This is a genomic window from Bartonella sp. CM120XJJH, from assembly GCF_042194715.1.
Taxonomy (GTDB): domain Bacteria; phylum Pseudomonadota; class Alphaproteobacteria; order Rhizobiales; family Rhizobiaceae; genus Bartonella.
This window is the reverse complement of sequence record NZ_JBHINE010000012.1, coordinates 1-17,429: the sequence shown is the minus strand read 5'-3', so window position 1 is coordinate 17,429 and position 17,429 is coordinate 1. Positions and strand designations below refer to the sequence as shown.

The window sequence follows — 17,429 nt, the reverse complement described above, 5'->3', positions numbered from 1 at the left end:
TAGAGCTTTAAGAATTCCCAAAAACTTTTTTGTTAGAAATATTTTCCCCTAATCTTTATCCAAAATATTTGAAAGAAAGATCTTTAATTTTTCTGTCTTCAAGATTTGAAGAGCAAAATCATCCCCCATTTTTGTCTTTTTCACTTAATTTTTCATTGCATAAAGAACCTATTGCACCATCATAAACAAAGCATAAGAAAATAAAAAAATATTCTCACAAGACAGATTGATTTTTTTACTTTTTATTCAAGCAAATAAGGCAACTATGGCAATGAAAAAATATGAAGATTGAAAATGACGACGAGAAAGTACAAGTAAACGTAAAAAAGCTTATATGAAAGAGAACACAAATTATAAATGAGACTTCATTCTAAACAATTTGGTTTCTTATGAAGATTGCTATAAACTTGTGATCATAAAAACAAAGAGGATCATTATGAAGATAATTGTCGCTGTCAAACGTGTTGTTGATTATAACATCAAGATACGCGTCAAACCCGATAGTACAGGCGTTGATCTGTCTCACGTAAAAATGTCTATGAATCCTTTTGATGAGATAGCCGTGGAGGAGGCCATTTGCCAGAAAGAATCCGGTAAAATTTCAGAAGTTCTTCTTGTTTCAATTGGCCCAGAAGCAGCCAAAGAAACTCTACGAACAGGACTTGCAATGGGAGCTGATCGCGCACTTCTTGTCACAACGGATCAAACACTTGAACCCTTAGCAATTGCTAAGGTTCTCAAAACCATTGTTGATGAAGAAAAACCCGACATGGTCTTTTTAGGAAAACAAGCAATTGATGACGATAGCAACCAAACAGGACAAATGCTCGCTGCTCTTCTTGGGTGGGGGCAAGCAACTTTTGCCTCACATCTTAACATAGAAAATGGGCATGTTACAGTTACTCGTGAAGTTGATAATGGAACACAAACCCTTTGTCTTCCCCTTCCCATGGTTATGACCGCCGATCTACGGCTCAATGAACCGCGTTACACCTCTCTCCCCAATATCATGAAAGCAAAAAAGAAAATTATTGAACAAAAATCTCTTGCTGATCTTGGCGTCGATACGAAAGCACGCTTAACAGTTTTAAGCGTTGAAGAGCCAAAACCCCGTCAATCCGGTATTAAAGTGGCGAATGTAGTAGAGCTTGTCAGAGCCCTAAAACAAAAGAACTGCATTTAATATTTTCACCACTAGAGTAAAAGCAACACTCACATAAAAGGGCAAAAACTGATGGAAATTCTTTTATTGGCTGATTATAATACAGAAGAAACAGCAAAAACGCTCACCGCTGCACGCGCACTCAGTAATGATATCGATATTCTGGTTTGCGGAGAAAAAATTCAAACGATAGCGGAAAACAGTGCTAAACTTAATGGTGTGCGGCAAGTTCTTATTGCAAAAGCAGATTATTTAGCCCATCAACTTGCCGAGCCTATGGCAGATACAATTCTCACGCTAGCAAATGATTATGATGTGATCATGGCAGCATCCAGTAGTACTGGGAAAAATGTGATGCCGCGCGTAGCAGCTCTTCTTGATCTTATGCAAATTTCAGATATTACCGCTATTCTTTCACCAGATACCTTCAAACGACCAATTTATGCAGGCAATGCATTTGAAACTGTACGCACCAATGATTATAAAAAGATTATAACAGTTCGCACCGCTTCTTTCACCCCAACGCCTTCCCAAAATAATTCTGCTCCCATTAAAACTATAACACCAGCTCCCAATCCAAAGCTTTCTTCTTTCGTAAAAGCAGAAACCAATAAAAGTGATCGTCCTACTCTTACCTCTGCACGTGTTATTATATCAGGCGGGCGTGGTCTTGGTTCTCAAGAGAAATTTATGGCTCTTCTTCTTCCTCTTGCAAACAAATTAGATGCTGCTTTAGGTGCCAGCCGCGCAGCAGTGGATGCAGGCTATGCTCCCAATGATTGGCAAATTGGACAAACAGGAAAAGTCGTTGCCCCTGAACTCTATATCGCCGTTGGCATTTCCGGTGCAATCCAGCATTTAGCCGGTATAATGGATGCACAAATTATTGTTGCCATTAATAAAGATGAAGAAGCTCCTATAATGCAAATTGCCGATTACACCCTTGTAGGTGATCTCCACCAAATTATTCCAGAATTGGAGAAAGCTTTATAAGCCATGAAAGCACTTCTGCATGACCAACGTGAAAGTATGGAGTTTGATATAGTCATTGTCGGAGCAGGACCTGCAGGGCTTTCTGCTGCAATTCGTTTTAAACAAATTAATCCTGAGCTTTCTGTCACAATTGTTGAAAAAGGAACCGAAGTTGGTGCACATGTTCTCTCTGGTGCAGTTGTTGACCCCATTGGTATCGATACACTCTTACCAGAATGGAGAAATGACAACGACCATCCCTTCACAACCCCGGTCACCCAGGACCAATTTTTTTTTCTAAAGCCTCAAAAAGCGACACTATTACCCAATATTTTGTATCCCAAAATCTTATCAAATAACGGATGTTATATCGTTTCTCTTGGGAACGTCTGCCGCTGGCTAAGCAAAAAAGCTGAAGCGTTGGGTGTTGAAATCTATCCTGGTTTTGCGGCAACAGAACCCATCATCCAAAAAGATAACAGAGCTATCATTGGTGTTCTCACCAGTGATATGGGGCTTAACAAAGATGGAACCCCTGGAAAAAATTATATGCCTGGTATGGCTTTATTGGCAAAATACACTCTGATTGCGGAAGGCGCCCGCGGCTCAATTGCAAAACAACTGATACAACATTTTAATCTTAGCAAAAATCGTGAACCACAAAAATTTGGTCTTGGTCTCAAAGAGCTCTGGGAAATTGCCCCCCAGAAACACCAACGCGGTTTAGTACAACATTTCACTGGTTGGCCCTTAGACAATAATACCGGTGGCGGTGGCTTTATTTATCACCAAGAAAACAATATCATTTCTGTCGGTTTTGTTTTACACTTAGATTACAAAAATCCTTATCTTTCTCCCTTTGAAGAATTTCAACGTTTTAAGACACATCCAAAGCTCTATGAAATCTTCAAAGGTGCAAAACGTCTTTCCTATGGTGCACGTGTTATCAGCGAAGGAGGTTGGCAATCTGTACCAAAACTCACCTTTCCTGGTGGGGTGCTTATTGGCTGCTCTGCTGGATTTGTCAATGTTCCTCGTATCAAAGGATCACACAATGCCATCTTATCTGGCATATTAGCTGCCGATAAAATCACTACTGCTCTTGCACAAGGACGTGCCCATGATGAGGTTAAAGAAATCGAAGAGCAGTGGCGAAAAGGGCTCATTGGCAAAGATCTTTATAAAGTGCGAAATGCCAAACCGCTATGGGCAAAATATGGGACAAAATATGGAATTAAACTTGCCGGTTTTGATATGTGGTGGCAACAACTGTTCGGATTTTCCTTATTTAAAACACTCTCCCATGGAAAGGAAGATTATACATGCCTTGAACCAGCAGAAAAATTTCAACCCATTGCTTACCCAAAACCAGATGGCGTTGTAACCTTTGATCGCCTTTCAAGTGTTGCCCTTTCCAATACGCACCATGAAGAAAATCAACCTTGTCATTTAAAAATAGCCTCATTAAAAAAACATAAAGACTCTGAATATGCAATCTATGGAGGACCCTCTACACGCTATTGTCCCGCCGCTGTCTACGAGTGGCTAGAGTATAATGATCATCTGACTTATATGATCAACGCTTCAAATTGCATACATTGTAAAACATGCGATATCAAGGATCCTAACCAAAATATCACTTGGATCTGTCCGCAAGGTAATGAGGGGCCCTTCTATCCCAATATGTAATTCCCCAATGTATAATCATTGTTCATTCTCCTAAAATTAAAATATACAAAACGCAATGGATGAAAATATTTCCCTCAAATCAGAAATCTATCAATCACCTTCCTGCATACGTTTTTTCACAATGTAAAAAGGACTCTATTCTCATATAAAATACTCTCCCCACCGCATGACTTTTTTCAATAAAAAAACATAACATATTTTTATCAAAAATTTTTTATCTCAATGACAAAACAATAATGAATATATCTTGATAATTCTGGGATAAAGAAACTGCCGCAGTTCTCGAAAACCTGAAGGAAAATAAACCGCTCTACTTTACCCCTTCCCCCACATGATCCAAAATTCTTTTAGCCCCCTCATAAGAAACATCAGTCGTTTTAACTAGCTAAGAGCAAAACCCATGAAACTGCGCTTCAAGTTTATTTTTTCTCCTACACTTTGCCAAGTAATGCTCACTAAAGAAAACCACGAATGAATGTAGAAAAAACATTGCGAGATAACGAGATGAAGGGCATGCTTGTTCAAGCCATTTCAATGTTTCTACTGATAATGATACGAAAAAATCTTTAATCTTACATCAGCCTTTTATTTTTTCCTCAAGGATAATCGCCTTGCATAACCTTTACCAATATACTGCAATGAATGTGTGCAAATACCGTAAGAATAAGCAGATGCCAAGCCATGGAGACTATCGCTATTAGCAAAACATCTGATAAAAATCAAAATAGCTTCATGACCACTCTATGACGCGTTTTATAGAGTGGTTTTTTTATAAAAGCTTGTGCTTTCGCTGTTGCTTGTAAATCAACATCTAGATTGAACACAAGCGGTTATATTGAAAAGAAAGATTAAGGTAAATGAAAGCTCTGCGCGCCGCTCCAGCTTTTGTAGCTAGAACAAAAATATTGCGTATTCTATTTGAGTAATCTCCGAAACGAAAATACAGCTTCATTTAGCAAGAATATGAAATCTGAAAGGAAGAAACCTGTTTTTCTCTTTACTATCATCTGTCCATTCGGCTTTAGAACTTTCAAAAGCATCACAATATCTTTTAAAAAAGAGAGATCACGTATTGTCCCCGCTTTTATTACTTACATTTGTTTATGGGAGCATATCCTTCAGAAAAAATAAAGTATCCAAAATTAAAGCAGACTTGTGTTGTTCAATCATGGGTTTGTTTTTGAGAGATAGCTCTCAACACATATCGGACAACTATTTTGCGACACTATTCAAAAAAGGTATAACGTACTCCTGTGAACGAACAGTTCCATATTTACGCAATAAAAAGTACAAGCTAACAGCATCATTTTTTCTGCGATCCCCAATGATGCGATAATCTTTGCTTTGAGACGGTTCCGAAATGCACGAAAATGATTTTGATTAATTGGCTATAAGATGCGTTGAGATGATTTTACGATATTTAAAACTCCTAATCAATATGCAAAATGATAAAATATTCATTAAAAATCAAATATTTAAGATAAAAACTAGCCTTAAAGATCTAAGGTGCCCATTATACTGTTAAAACTGTAGGGAATATGACAAAATAAAATATTTCGCTGATAAGGGCTTATATTTGATCAATGATAATAATACAGTTTGGTTGTTTGTGTTCCAAAAGGAGCCGTTTACATTTGCTCAGAAAAACAGTTTGGATATCAATAGAATATTTGAAAGATAGGCGTTACGGAAATAATCTAAAAAGCTTAGCTTTTAAAAGAGCACAGCCAAGCATGAGATGATAGCATGGGTAAAATTGTTTTTTGGTTGTCGAAGGAAAAACTTTATAGAAAATCATGGGACTGCTAGAATATTGGTTACATCTGGAACTTATTTTACTGGAAAAGATAGTGCGGATCAAAATAGATAATAATGTTAGATTAAGACATTAAAGATGAGATTATCTTATTGTAATGTAATCGATTATTCGAGTAAGATAAGCCTTTATAATGATAAAAAATGTTCTGGTAAAAAATGAGCCAAAATGGCTGATCAGTATGGATAAAAATCTTGTGGAGAAGGAAATTTGATGAAAAGAAAAGAGCATGTGTGAAAAAGCATATTTTATAGGTGCGCATGCTTATTCTGCACCCGTTATAGAATCAGGGCTTTATCTTGTGGCAACACCTATCGGAAATCTTGCAGATATTACGCTTCGTGCTTTGCAAGTGCTTGCAGGGATTGATATTTTAGCGTGTGAGGATACGCGAGTAACACGTGTTTTGTTGGAACGTTACGGTATTCAAAAAAAACCTTTTCTCTATCATGAATATAATGCGCAAAAAGCGGGTCCGAAGCTCTTAGCGGCTTTAGCAGAAAACAAAACAGTAGCACTTGTTTCAGATGCCGGAACACCACTTATTTCTGATCCCGGATTTCGATTGGTGGAAGAGGCCCGTAAAGCTGGTCATAAAATTATTCCCATTCCTGGAGCATCCGCTCTTTTAGCCGCTCTTATACCGACAGGACTTCCTACTGATAGCTTTTTTTTTGCAGGTTTTTTGAGTGCGCGAAAGCTACAGCGCCGAAAACGGTTGGAACAATTAAAAGAGATTCCAGCAACTTTGATTTTTTATGAATCACCGCATCGTCTTGTTGAAACTTTACAGGATATGGTCACACTTTTTTCAGCTGATCGACCTGCTGCCATTTGTCGTGAATTAACAAAAAAGTTTGAAACAGTAGATGTTTCCAATTTGGGGGACTTATTAGAAAATTACAGAAAACAAACCCATATTCGTGGGGAAATTGTTGTACTTGTTGGAGAATCATCTTCTTCTTTAAATGTGATAAGTGATCAAGAAATTGATGAAATGCTCTTAGAACGTGCACGGACACATTCTGCTGCTCAAGCAGCAGCTTTTGTTGCAAAAAAAACCGGTTTTAAAAAGCAGAAACTTTTTCAGCGATTAATCTTTTTAAAAAATGCGTAAAATGATACAAAAAAAACGTAGACAAAAGTCTTTTTATCGAGGGATTCGTGCAGAAAAATTGGCCGCTTGGTGGCTACGTTGCAAAGGTTTTCACATTGCCGAAAGGCGTTTTAAAACAAAATGTGGAGAAATTGATTTAATTGCACGACGCAGAAATCTTGTGTTAATCGTTGAAGTTAAAGCACGTTCAACTTTGGCTGAAGCAATGGAAGCGGTTTCCCGAATGAATGAAAAGCGAATTGAGTCCGCTGCCGATATTTGGCTCGCACGGCAAAAAGATTATGCCCTTTTGTCTGTACGCTTTGATTTGATTGCAATTTTACCTTGGCGTTGGCCACAGCATATCCCTGCATTTTTTACATCTGATCAATAAAAAACATTTCGTTTTTATGTACATATGCGTTAAAAAGTGTGTAATAATTGAGCGCTATAAGGAGCAAAATATGGATGATTATGAAAAGTTTGCAACAGGTTTGCTCATTGTTTTTGGAGCGCTGATTATTGGTGGTTTAATGGCAATGCATATTGTACTTATGAATAAACCAGGTTTTTTATTTGCATTAGCCGCAGCTGTTGTTGGTTGGTTTTCTGCTTTTGCCGTTCTCTTTGACAAGCCTAAAATCTATTTGGTCTTGATTATTTTTGCTATGCTATGTGTTGCTTCTTCAATTAGCGTTTATGTTAGTTAAAATACTTGAGATGTTGATTAAGATTCCTTTTAAATTGTAAAATTGAGAAATAAAAATGAGACTTGGCTTTTTGGGAACGGGTACAATCAGTGCTTCAATGGTGAATGGCTTAATGACAAGCACGTTTGATGTTTCTTCCATTGTTGTTTCACCTCGCAATGCACAAACAGCAGAGCGCCTTTCAAACACTTATGACAAAGTTATGATTGCTGAAAATAACCAAGCATTGCTCGATGTTAGTGATTGTGTTTTTCTTTGCTTGCCCAACCAAATTGCAGAAGACGTTTTGCGCTCTCTTCGTTTTCGTCCAGAACAGCTGGTTATTTCCGTACTTGCTATGGCAAAAGCAGCAGAAATAGAAGAGTGGATTAATCATAAAGTTTATCGTGCTGTTCCATTACCTTTTGTTGCAGAATGCAAAAATCTGACACCAATCTATCCCGATCATCCCTTTTTACGCACTTTATTTGATGCATTGGGAGGCACATTGGTGCTGGATAAGGAAGAACAGTTTAATCTTTTTATGACAGCTGGTTCACTTATGGGAGTATATTTTAATTTTATAGAAACAGCCCATCAATGGTTTATAACACAGGGGTTAAAAAAACAGCAATCAGCAGAATTCCTTACCATGATGTTTGGAAATCTTACAGATGAAATGCGTAAAATTATAACAACGGATCGTTCTATATCTCTCGATTTTGCACTGCTTGAAAAAGAGTTTTCAACAAAGGGTGGAACAAATGAATTTTTGTCAAATTACTTTTCTCAACAAGGGGGAAGAAATGCTTTAACAACGGCTCTTGAAGCTACTTTGCAAAAAATGAATGCTTCTAAAAAGACTTGATCAATATTTTTATCATCTCAATAAGAAAGAGCTAAGTGTTGGAGATTTATATCACAAAAACTCATATCAAAAAATGCTTTTACATCTGAATAAGATACCCTTTTATGAAAATAATTGATTTTTAAAATATTTTTTACAACCTTTTACAATTTTTCTAAATTATTTTTATTTTCTGTCTTCTTCTTTTTGCGTCAAGTCCAATATTTTTCTACCTCACGGCTCTAGCTCTTCAATTTGGTTTCCCTTTAGGTTATCTGAATACATGAATAATTTTTTGTTTATTTAACCTATATACTCCATTCACACATTAAAACTTCCCCTTATAAAGAAGCAACTATTTTTATGTCTTTCATGATTGTGTTTTAATAAACTCTCTTAAACATCCCCCCATTCAAAAGAGTTTATTTTTTATTTGATCAACAATTTTACGATATAGTTTAGCATGCTCTTCACTAGGCTTAGCAACAAAAATAGGGATTCCCTCATCTGAAGAAAATCGTAAAGCTGCATCAAGCGGTATTTCCGCTAAGAAAGGGACTTCTCGACGTTCTGCTTCTGCCCGTGCACCACCATAGCCAAAAATATCATAGCGTTTTCCCGTATCAGGAGCGATAAAATAACTCATATTCTCAATGAGTCCTAATATAGGAACATTGACTTTCATGAACATTTCTATTGCTTTACGCGCATCCACTAAAGCAAGATCTTGGGGTGTAGAGACAACCAACGCACCTGTTAATTGTACCTGTTGGGCAAGCGTTAATTGTGCATCCCCTGTACCGGGCGGCATATCAACGACTAAAACGTCCAGAGAGCCCCATACAACATCTCGTAACAATTGCGTTACAGCTGCCATAACCATAGGACCACGCCATACTACCGGCTTTTCTTCCTCAACCAAAAATCCCATCGACATCAATTTAAGTCCGAATTTTTCAAGAGGTTGAATCTTTTTTTCTCCAATAAGCTGTGGTTTTTGATTAACAAGTCCTGTCAAACGTGGCAAAGATGGACCATAAATATCAGCATCCATCACCCCCGTCTTGAAACCAGAAGCTTGTAAAGCTAAGGCGATATTTATTGCCATCGTAGATTTTCCGACCCCTCCTTTTCCAGAAGCAACAGCAATCACATGCCGCACACCTTCTATGGGCACTTTGATCGGTAAGAGATTCGCTCTCCGTCTAGGAGCTGCCTTTGTTGTTTTTTCTGCTGTAAGTGTGACAACAACAGATTCCACTCCCTCCAAAGCACATACCACCTTTTCAGCAGAACGGCGCAATGATTCCCATTCTTTCACACCTCCATCAGGAACTGTAATGGAAAAGAAAACCTTACCATCAACAATCAATATTTCTGAAAGAAGACCCAAGGACACAATATCGCTTTCAAGATCTGGTCCTTTGATTGTACGTAATACGTTGCGGACAACCTCACTTGTAATAGGATCCACGTTCTTTCCTCTCTATAAAAATAGCAGCCAATACAAGCATATGAACGAAAAATATTTACAGGTTCATCACCTGATAATTTTCTACTTTACTCAGAATTATAAAGTATACATTACTTATATCTTATCTTTTAAAAAAGATGAAACCATCCTTAAATAAAGAATCTCAAACATAAAATCTGCTATAAAATCCTATCAATCATGTTTGTGCTATAACCACTTTAATGAATGCTATGATAAAAATTTTGTAAAAACAAAAACTGAAAAAAACTCTTAATATTAAAGGATACTTTAAATTGAGCATGCAGTAATCAGTCACACTTTCTGTAGTTCTTTAACGCCCTAGTCATTTATGTTCTGTAGACTCAATCGTTATTTTCTTACACTCTCACAGTATTGTAAAAAAGTGTCACAGACAGTTATTAAGGTGTTTTGTATTCTTTCAAGAGAGAGAAGAACAATCTAAGATTGACTTTTTTTATATTTTTCCTTATGGGTTAACCGCCGTATGATAGGATAAAATTGTTCATCTCGCGCATAACTGCTCATAAAACGAAGATTAAGAAGGGCCGCACTCCGCGGTATTTAAATAAATGAAACGTACTTACCAACCCTCTAAACTTGTCCGTAAACGCCGCCATGGGTTTCGTGCACGCATGGCCACAGCTGGAGGACGTAAAGTTATTGCTGCAAGACGTGCTCGTGGACGTAAGCGGCTCTCTGCTTAACCATTTAAATTTTCACAACCGTTGAGGATTTCTCACCGTTTCTTCGTTGTGAAACTTTTATTATGAACCTCTAATGCCTGCTTGCAGGCATTTAGTGAAATTGCGAAATGTTCTTTTATGAAGAAAAAACATCCCTGCCGTATTCGCAAAAGAGCAGACTTTTTGGCTGCCCGTACAGGAGAAAAGCGACGTGGTCCTTTATTTTTGCTCGAAGTTAAATCTCGTGAACAAACAACAGAAAGAAAAGATTCTCTTTTTGCACGTGTAGGCTTCACTGTGACCCGTAAAAACGGTAATGCTGTGAAACGTAATCGTATTAAAAGGCGCTTGCGTGAAGCTGTGAGAGTTGGTGTAACAAACCACATGGAAGCAGGAACAGATTATGTCATTGTAGCGTACCGTGATGTGTTACATGCGCCTTTTACATCCTTGATTAGTGAATTAAATCAGCGGATAAAACCAAAAATAAAACATCAGCAACAACAACAAGGGTGTACGGATGGAATATAACCGCAATTTCTTTATCGCTATTGGCTTATCTTTCGTAGTGCTCATCGCATGGCAGTTTCTTTATGTTGCTCCTAAACAAGCAAAGTTACAAAAACAACAAGTTATCACACAGCAATTGTCAAAACAACAATCAGCCCTTTCGAATACCACGACGAATTTTTCTGACGATACCTCAACGCATCACGCAACATCTATCATCGAACAGCCAATGACCCCTGAAATCCGGAAAGCTGTATTGGCCAAAACAGAGCGTATTGTGATCAAAACCAATGAACTGGAAGGCTCTATTAATCTTGTTGGTGCACAATTTGATGACCTTCACCTCAAAAAATATCGTTTAACAGTCGATAAAAAATCACCGGAAATCGATTTGCTGAATCCGAAAGGTTTCAAAACAACCTACCTTGCTGAATTTGGTTTTGCAAGTGCGTCTTTGCCAGCAAAAGCTTTGCCACAATCGGATACAAAATGGCAAGTAGAGGGAAACAATACAATCCTGACTCCTTCAACACCCATCACTTTAATTTATAATAATGGACAGGGACAAATCTTCCGGCGGACCCTTTCTGTTGATGATCATTTCATGTTTACCATTGAGGATTCTATCAGCAATGAAAGTGATCAACCAATATATCTCTCGTCCTATGCCCGCGTTGCACGTGCAGCACCACCAGAACATACAAATGCAACCTATTTACTTCATGAAGGTATGATAGGTATTGCAGGAGATTCGCTCAAAACTGAAAAATATAAAACCTTAGCAGAGCTTGACCCAAATCCTGATAATGGGCAAAAGAGCATGACTTTCTCCAAAGTAACAGGAGGTTGGATTGGTATTACCGATAAATATTGGGCTGTAGCAGTTATTCCCCCGCAAAATAAAGAGTATACAAGCCGTTTTATTTATTTTGATCGTTTGCAAACGCATTATCAGTCTGACTTGCTAGGATCGCCTTTAACGATTGCCCCAAATGAAACAAAAACTGTTACAAATCATCTTTTTGCTGGTGCAAAACAAGTTGAAATTATTAATAATTATCAAAATGATCTAAAAATTAAAAAGTTTGCTCTTTTAATTGATTGGGGCTGGTTTGATTTCATCACCAAACCAATGTTTTCCCTCATTGATATTCTTTATAAACAAACAGGGAATTTTGGTATCGCCATCCTTCTTGTCACAGTGCTCTTAAAAACTCTTCTTTTTCCTCTAGCCAATAAATCTTATAAATCTATGGCACGCATGAAGCTTTTACAACCGCGGTTGCTAGAAATAAAAGAAAAATATCCCGATGACCAAACCAAACAACAAAAGGCAATAATAGAACTATATAAAACCGAAAAAATTAATCCCCTTGCAGGCTGTTGGCCAATGTTGGTTCAATTCCCAATATTCTTTGCGCTTTATAAAGTTCTTTATATCACCATTGAAATGCGCCATGCCCCTTTCTTTGGCTGGATTAAAGATTTAGCGGCACCCGACCCAACTTCTCTTTTTAACTTGTTTGGTCTCTTGCCATATACAACGCCAACATTTCTTATGATTGGTGCATGGCCTTTGATTATGGGAATAACGATGTTTTTACAAATGCGTATGAATCCCTCTCCTCAAGACCAAACCCAAGCAATGATATTCACATGGATGCCTGTTGTCTTTACTTTTATGCTCGCCTCTTTCCCTGTTGGTCTCGTCATCTATTGGGCATGGAACAATATATTATCAATCATTCAGCAAGGTATCATGATGAAGCGCCAAGGAGTTAAAATTGAGCTTTTTGATAATCTGAAAGCCATCTGGAGAAAATCACCTAAAAAAGAAGTGCATGAATGACTAGAGATTTTTCCCTTTCTGGAATTTTTTCTCGCAATTGGATTTTTATTCGTGGTGTGCCAGCAATACGTTTTCTCCCCCCCGAAGGACCACCAGAAATTGCATTTGCAGGACGTTCCAATGTTGGGAAATCATCTTTAATCAACGCACTCGTTCAACAAAAAAGCTTAGCACGTACCTCAAATACACCAGGACGGACTCAAGAGCTTAATTATTTTGTCCCCGATGGCTTCAGTGGGCAACTAGGAGATCTTCCTCCTCTAGCATTAGTAGATATGCCTGGCTATGGTTTCGCTGCTGCTCCTAAAAATCTTGTTGATGCGTGGACGGATTTGATTTTTAGCTATTTACGGGGGCGCACAACATTAAAACGTGTATATATCTTGATTGATTCACGGCATGGAATAAAAAATAATGATGAAGATGTTCTTGCTCTCCTTGATAAAGCAGCCGTTTCTTATCAAATTGTTTTGACAAAAAGCGATAAAATCAAATCAAATGGCTTGGAAAAATTAATTATGAGCACACAAACAAAGCTTCTCAAACGTCCAGCAGCTTATCCTGAGCTTCTTGTAACCTCTTCAGAAAAAGCTCTCGGTTTAGAAGAATTACGTGCTGCCATTTTGCAAACCATCGCATAAGAGAACAATTCCTATCATTAACAATTTATTAATTATAATTGCTAGCAAATACTAATGATCTTGTACTTCTAGTCAAGCATCTTTATAAAAATAATTACTTGAAAGAATTCTCATCAACTCTATTTGATAGTGTAAATTATGCTGACACTTTTTCACTCTCCCCTATCCGCTGCCTCGCGCTTCATACGCCTCATTCTTGGGGAATATGGTGTCGCCACTCAACTGATTGAAGAATACGAATGGGCAAGAAGACACGAATTTCTAGCCCTCAATCCCGCTGGTCATGTTCCTGTTTTTCTTGATGAACACGAGGTTCCATTATCAGGTCCTCTTGTTATCTGCGAATATTTAGACGAAACACATGGAAGTTTACGACAAGACAATAAGCTCTTTCCGGAAAATCCTTTAGATCGTGCGGAAGTACGCCGTCTCAATGACTGGTTCTTAAATAAATTCGAAAATGAAGCAACGCGCCATATCGTACGAGAACGAATCCATAAACGTGAAATGCCACTTGCCATTGGCGGTGGTGCTCCTAATTCACAGATTTTACGCAATGCACGCGCCAATATTTTGCCACATATGAACTATCTCAATTGGCTCTGTGCCTCTCGCGATAGCTTAGTCGGTTCTGCCTTGTCCTATGCAGATCTAGCAGCAGCAGCCTCTATTTCTGTCCTTGACTTTCTAGGGGAAATTGACTGGGAACAATCTCCTGCTGCCAAAGATTGGTATATGAGAATTAAATCACGCCCTTCTTTTCGTTCTCTTTTAACAGATCGCGTCCGCGGAATTGTTGCAAGTGCTCACTATGCAGATCTTGATTTCTAGCCTTTTCTCACAAACAAAGGTAGGAGCGATATTTTATCTAAAAGATATTTATAGGTTTATGAATTTTTATGCGTGCGTATAAACAATATAATAATACATTGATTTATAATCATATTAAACAGAGAATAAGAGCCATTATTATTGAATCACAAAAATCACTTTCTTGTCGTGCCACAAAAAAGAAAGGCTCTCTTTAAATACAAGGGCTATAGCATCATTGGAAGCTAGACAAATAAAATAACAATACTGAACGTATGTTATACTCTATTCTCCACAATATATGAAACAACGTATTGTATAACATATATACCATTTGCTCTATAATAAACAAAGCCTCCTCATGCGTTTTTACAACATAAGAATTTTTTCAACTGACTTTCCTAAAAGATGAAGAATCTGACCAACTCTCGTGTTTAAACAATCCAACTTCTTGTTCATCCCTTGCCCCCTTTCACGTGATTTATTTATAACATATTGATATAAAATGATAAATAATTATTTTTACCTTTAATCATCAATTCCAAATACCTTTTTCTCATTACCTTCATCACATTTAAAACAATCAAAATCGCTTTCTTATGTGTCACAAATGGAATTGGTGCGTAAAAAAATATTAAAGAAAAGAATGAAAATGCCTAAGTGCCAAGAATTGTTACAACATTAAAGGCTAACAAAAAGTATGATAGTGTTGATTTGCTCTTTTATGAAGCATAAAGATAGTAGCGCAGAATAGATTTTATATTATTCATGGATACTCTCATCTAATACCACTCACGAGCACTATCATAAAATAAGTTTAGAAGAATTGATAAATATTTCTTTAAGAAAAGCGCATGAACTGACAACATAGGTGTATTTTGTTTGGGAGATCTTGTTTTGCATGAAGAACGCTCCCCCCCCCTTAAAGAACGAAAGAAACAAAAGCATAAAATAATACACAATCTCCATTAGGTTTCATAAGCAAACCTTATTTAGGAATATTTATCACACACTCTAATGAAAAACATCTCTATTTAAATTTGTAGATCTTATATCACTTGCTCTAAACAACAGTGTTTTACAGCACAACAAGATAAATTAAATCAAGAAATTTTTTTCCTATAAAGAAAAGAACCATTGGAAAGAAGGAAAAAATTTGCCTATACTGCACAGTGAAGTATCATAAGGAGATAAGAATGCGCCTTACAGTTGTTGGTGCAAATGGAAGAATGGGACGTGAACTCATTACAGCAATCCAGCAGAGGAGAGATGTAGAGCTTTGTGCTGTTCTTGTACGCAAAGGCTCACCGTTTGTAGGAAAAGATGCCTGTGCTTTAATTGGTTCAGATTCTCTTGGGATTGGCATCACTGACGATCCCGAAAATGCCTTTTCTAATACAGAAGGTATTTTAGATTTTTCACAACCAGAAGCCAGTATTCTTTATGCTGACTACGCTGCTCAAAAAAGCCTTGTCCATATTATTGGCACCACAGGATTTAGCAAAACAGAAGAAGAAAAAATTGCAGATTTTGCGAAATATACAACAATTGTCAAATCCGGAAATATGAGCCTTGGAATAAATCTTTTAGCCAACCTTGTAAAGAAAGCCGCTAAAGCATTAGAAGCCGATGATTTTGATATCGAAGTTTATGAAATGCATCACGCTAACAAAGTTGACGCCCCTTCTGGAACAGCCCTGCTTCTTGGCCAAGCAGCAGCTGAAGGGCGCAATGTTATGCTGCAAGATGTGCGTGTCAACGAACGCAATGGTCATATAGGTAAACGCAAAAAAGGCACCATTGGCTTTTCCTGTTCACGTGGTGGAACAGTTGTTGGAGAACACAGTGTCATTTTTGCCGGTTCCCATGAGCGCATTGTTCTTTCACATACAGCGCAAGAACGCTCTATCTTTGCCAATGGTGCATTAAAAGCAGCTTTATGGGCACAAAATCATGAAAGCGGTCTTTATTCAATGTTCGATGTTTTGGGATTGAACGATGAATTTTAAACAATCAATAGAATAGAGGCAATTCATAATGGGACGCATACTTACACTAATTCGTCATGGACAAAGTGAATGGAATCTCAAAAACCTTTTTACCGGTTGGAAAGATCCCGATTTAACAGAAAAAGGCCATGCAGAAGCGATAGCAGCAGGAAAAAAACTGAAAGAATATGGTTTGAAGTTTGATATCGCTTATACATCTGCCTTACAGCGTGCTCAAAAAACCGCTCAGCACATTTTAGAGCAAATGAGACAATCAGATTTAGAAGTGATAAAAAATCCCGCATTAAATGAACGTAATTATGGTGATCTTTCTGGTTTAAATAAAGATGAAGTACGCCAACAATGGGGGCAAGAGCAAGTGCAAATGTGGCGCCGCTCCTATACGATTGCGCCCCCGAATGGAGAAAGCCTACGCGACACCGGTGCACGCATCTGGCCTTATTATCTTTACCATATCCAACCTCATATTTTGCGCTCCCAAACTGTTTTGATCGCAGCGCATGGAAATTCTCTTCGTGCTCTTATTATGGCGCTTGAAGGTCTCTCTGGTGAGGAAATTATATCTCAAGAAATAGCGACCGGCATTCCTATTATTTACACATTTAATCCGGATTCAACAATTTTATCAAAGACAGTCCTCACACCTTAAACTTCTAAAATCATGATCTCCCCCCTTAAAATTCAATTCAATCGTTTTAAGCTGAAAACATAAATTCTATAATTTTATTGACAGAATTGTTTCATACGCTTAGATGAATTTTATGAGCCCAGATGGCGGAATTGGTAGACGCGCAGGTTTCAGGTACCTGTGCCGTAAGGCGTGGAGGTTCGAGTCCTCTTTTGGGCACCATGCTCTTTTTTATCCAAAATAATTTATTGATTTTCCATATGTTTTTTTAAGTGAGGGATACGTAAATAAAAGTTGGGGAATAGGATTTTGTAGCGTGTTCTCAATTATTGCGAATCAAGATTTCTTTTCGGGGTATTTTTTTAGCCGTACCTGCTGCCCAAAGGGTCTCTAAAATTCTAAGATGTTCTAACTTTTTGTTATCCATTTTTTAAGGTGTGAGAAGCTATTCTCTATGGCGTCCACAAAACGGGAAAAATCTATTACAAACATAAAGGCAATAAAGGCTATCAATTTCATGAGGCGTGACATCA

15 protein-coding genes and 1 tRNA gene are annotated in these 17,429 nt (G+C 37.6%); 15 read left to right on the top strand and 1 reads right to left on the bottom strand.

Going from position 1 to position 17,429, the window contains the following annotated elements:
- The first annotated feature begins 436 nt into the window (after positions 1-436).
- The 7 genes from ACFIKU_RS06100 (at position 437) to ACFIKU_RS06070 (ending at position 8,292) form a co-directional block, all read left to right on the top strand.
- Positions 437-1,183, top strand: coding sequence for an electron transfer flavoprotein subunit beta/FixA family protein (locus tag ACFIKU_RS06100; protein ID WP_375656971.1), 747 nt, complete (start codon positions 437-439; stop codon positions 1,181-1,183).
- 51 nt (positions 1,184-1,234) lie between these two features.
- Positions 1,235-2,155, top strand: a complete 921-nt coding sequence (locus ACFIKU_RS06095; protein WP_375656970.1) for an electron transfer flavoprotein subunit alpha/FixB family protein — start codon at positions 1,235-1,237, stop codon at positions 2,153-2,155.
- A gap of 3 nt (positions 2,156-2,158) precedes the next feature.
- Positions 2,159-3,823, top strand: a complete 1,665-nt coding sequence (locus ACFIKU_RS06090) for a 4Fe-4S dicluster domain-containing protein (RefSeq protein ID WP_375656969.1) — start codon at positions 2,159-2,161, stop codon at positions 3,821-3,823.
- A 2,045-nt stretch (positions 3,824-5,868) separates the two neighbouring features.
- Positions 5,869-6,756 carry a 16S rRNA (cytidine(1402)-2'-O)-methyltransferase gene (gene rsmI / locus ACFIKU_RS06085; RefSeq protein WP_375656968.1) on the top strand — a complete coding sequence of 296 codons (888 nt, stop codon included), beginning with the start codon at positions 5,869-5,871 and terminating at the stop codon, positions 6,754-6,756.
- A gap of 4 nt (positions 6,757-6,760) precedes the next feature.
- Positions 6,761-7,129: a YraN family protein gene (locus ACFIKU_RS06080; protein ID WP_375656996.1), complete on the top strand. Its 369-nt coding sequence runs from the start codon at positions 6,761-6,763 to the stop codon at positions 7,127-7,129.
- 70 nt (positions 7,130-7,199) lie between these two features.
- Positions 7,200-7,445 (top strand): hypothetical protein, encoded by a 246-nt coding sequence (locus tag ACFIKU_RS06075; RefSeq protein ID WP_273723769.1) that lies wholly within the window; start codon positions 7,200-7,202, stop codon positions 7,443-7,445.
- A 55-nt stretch (positions 7,446-7,500) separates the two neighbouring features.
- A complete protein-coding gene (locus ACFIKU_RS06070) occupies positions 7,501-8,292 on the top strand; it encodes a pyrroline-5-carboxylate reductase (RefSeq protein WP_375642509.1) in 792 nt (263 codons plus the stop codon).
- A gap of 391 nt (positions 8,293-8,683) precedes the next feature.
- On the opposite strand, the gene ACFIKU_RS06065 is transcribed toward ACFIKU_RS06070, so the two are convergent.
- Positions 8,684-9,745 carry an Mrp/NBP35 family ATP-binding protein gene (locus tag ACFIKU_RS06065; protein WP_375656967.1) on the bottom strand — a complete coding sequence of 354 codons (1,062 nt, stop codon included), beginning with the start codon at positions 9,743-9,745 and terminating at the stop codon, positions 8,684-8,686.
- Between the two features lie 590 nt (positions 9,746-10,335).
- Here ACFIKU_RS06065 and rpmH point away from each other — a divergent pair.
- The 8 genes from rpmH (at position 10,336) to ACFIKU_RS06025 (ending at position 17,118) form a co-directional block, all read left to right on the top strand.
- The gene (gene rpmH, locus ACFIKU_RS06060) at positions 10,336-10,470 is read left to right on the top strand and encodes a 50S ribosomal protein L34 (protein WP_005864709.1); all 135 of its coding nucleotides are present in this window, start codon (positions 10,336-10,338) and stop codon (positions 10,468-10,470) included.
- A 117-nt stretch (positions 10,471-10,587) separates the two neighbouring features.
- Positions 10,588-10,980 carry a ribonuclease P protein component gene (gene rnpA, locus ACFIKU_RS06055; protein WP_375656966.1) on the top strand — a complete coding sequence of 131 codons (393 nt, stop codon included), beginning with the start codon at positions 10,588-10,590 and terminating at the stop codon, positions 10,978-10,980.
- Positions 10,970-12,808, top strand: coding sequence for a membrane protein insertase YidC (gene yidC, locus ACFIKU_RS06050; protein WP_375656965.1), 1,839 nt, complete (start codon positions 10,970-10,972; stop codon positions 12,806-12,808). The genes rnpA and yidC overlap by 11 nt, the downstream gene beginning before the upstream one ends.
- Positions 12,805-13,449 (top strand): ribosome biogenesis GTP-binding protein YihA/YsxC, encoded by a 645-nt coding sequence (gene yihA, locus ACFIKU_RS06045; protein WP_375642513.1) that lies wholly within the window; start codon positions 12,805-12,807, stop codon positions 13,447-13,449. Before yidC ends, yihA begins: the two co-directional genes overlap by 4 nt.
- 138 nt (positions 13,450-13,587) lie before the next feature.
- On the top strand, positions 13,588-14,280 hold the full coding sequence (locus tag ACFIKU_RS06040; RefSeq protein WP_375642514.1) for a glutathione S-transferase family protein: 693 nt from the start codon (positions 13,588-13,590) through the stop codon (positions 14,278-14,280).
- 1,175 nt (positions 14,281-15,455) lie between these two features.
- Positions 15,456-16,268 carry a 4-hydroxy-tetrahydrodipicolinate reductase gene (gene dapB, locus ACFIKU_RS06035; RefSeq protein ID WP_375656964.1) on the top strand — a complete coding sequence of 271 codons (813 nt, stop codon included), beginning with the start codon at positions 15,456-15,458 and terminating at the stop codon, positions 16,266-16,268.
- Between the two features lie 28 nt (positions 16,269-16,296).
- The gene (locus ACFIKU_RS06030) at positions 16,297-16,917 is read left to right on the top strand and encodes a 2,3-bisphosphoglycerate-dependent phosphoglycerate mutase (protein ID WP_375642516.1); all 621 of its coding nucleotides are present in this window, start codon (positions 16,297-16,299) and stop codon (positions 16,915-16,917) included.
- A 116-nt stretch (positions 16,918-17,033) separates the two neighbouring features.
- Positions 17,034-17,118, top strand: a tRNA-Leu gene (locus ACFIKU_RS06025).
- Positions 17,119-17,429: the final 311 nt, after the last annotated feature.

What these genes read in the sequence shown, in the direction of transcription:
- ACFIKU_RS06100 (WP_375656971.1), top strand. Translation starts at nt 437, where the DNA reads ATGAAGATAATTGTCGCTGTCAAACGTGTTGTTGATTATAACATCAAG.
- ACFIKU_RS06095 (WP_375656970.1), top strand. Translation starts at nt 1,235, where the DNA reads ATGGAAATTCTTTTATTGGCTGATTATAATACAGAAGAAACAGCAAAA.
- ACFIKU_RS06090 (WP_375656969.1), top strand. Translation starts at nt 2,159, where the DNA reads ATGAAAGCACTTCTGCATGACCAACGTGAAAGTATGGAGTTTGATATA.
- rsmI (WP_375656968.1), top strand. Translation starts at nt 5,869, where the DNA reads ATGTGTGAAAAAGCATATTTTATAGGTGCGCATGCTTATTCTGCACCC.
- ACFIKU_RS06075 (WP_273723769.1), top strand. Translation starts at nt 7,200, where the DNA reads ATGGATGATTATGAAAAGTTTGCAACAGGTTTGCTCATTGTTTTTGGA.
- ACFIKU_RS06070 (WP_375642509.1), top strand. Translation starts at nt 7,501, where the DNA reads ATGAGACTTGGCTTTTTGGGAACGGGTACAATCAGTGCTTCAATGGTG.
- rpmH (WP_005864709.1), top strand. Translation starts at nt 10,336, where the DNA reads ATGAAACGTACTTACCAACCCTCTAAACTTGTCCGTAAACGCCGCCAT.
- rnpA (WP_375656966.1), top strand. Translation starts at nt 10,588, where the DNA reads ATGAAGAAAAAACATCCCTGCCGTATTCGCAAAAGAGCAGACTTTTTG.
- yidC (WP_375656965.1), top strand. Translation starts at nt 10,970, where the DNA reads ATGGAATATAACCGCAATTTCTTTATCGCTATTGGCTTATCTTTCGTA.
- yihA (WP_375642513.1), top strand. Translation starts at nt 12,805, where the DNA reads ATGACTAGAGATTTTTCCCTTTCTGGAATTTTTTCTCGCAATTGGATT.
- ACFIKU_RS06040 (WP_375642514.1), top strand. Translation starts at nt 13,588, where the DNA reads ATGCTGACACTTTTTCACTCTCCCCTATCCGCTGCCTCGCGCTTCATA.
- dapB (WP_375656964.1), top strand. Translation starts at nt 15,456, where the DNA reads ATGCGCCTTACAGTTGTTGGTGCAAATGGAAGAATGGGACGTGAACTC.
- ACFIKU_RS06030 (WP_375642516.1), top strand. Translation starts at nt 16,297, where the DNA reads ATGGGACGCATACTTACACTAATTCGTCATGGACAAAGTGAATGGAAT.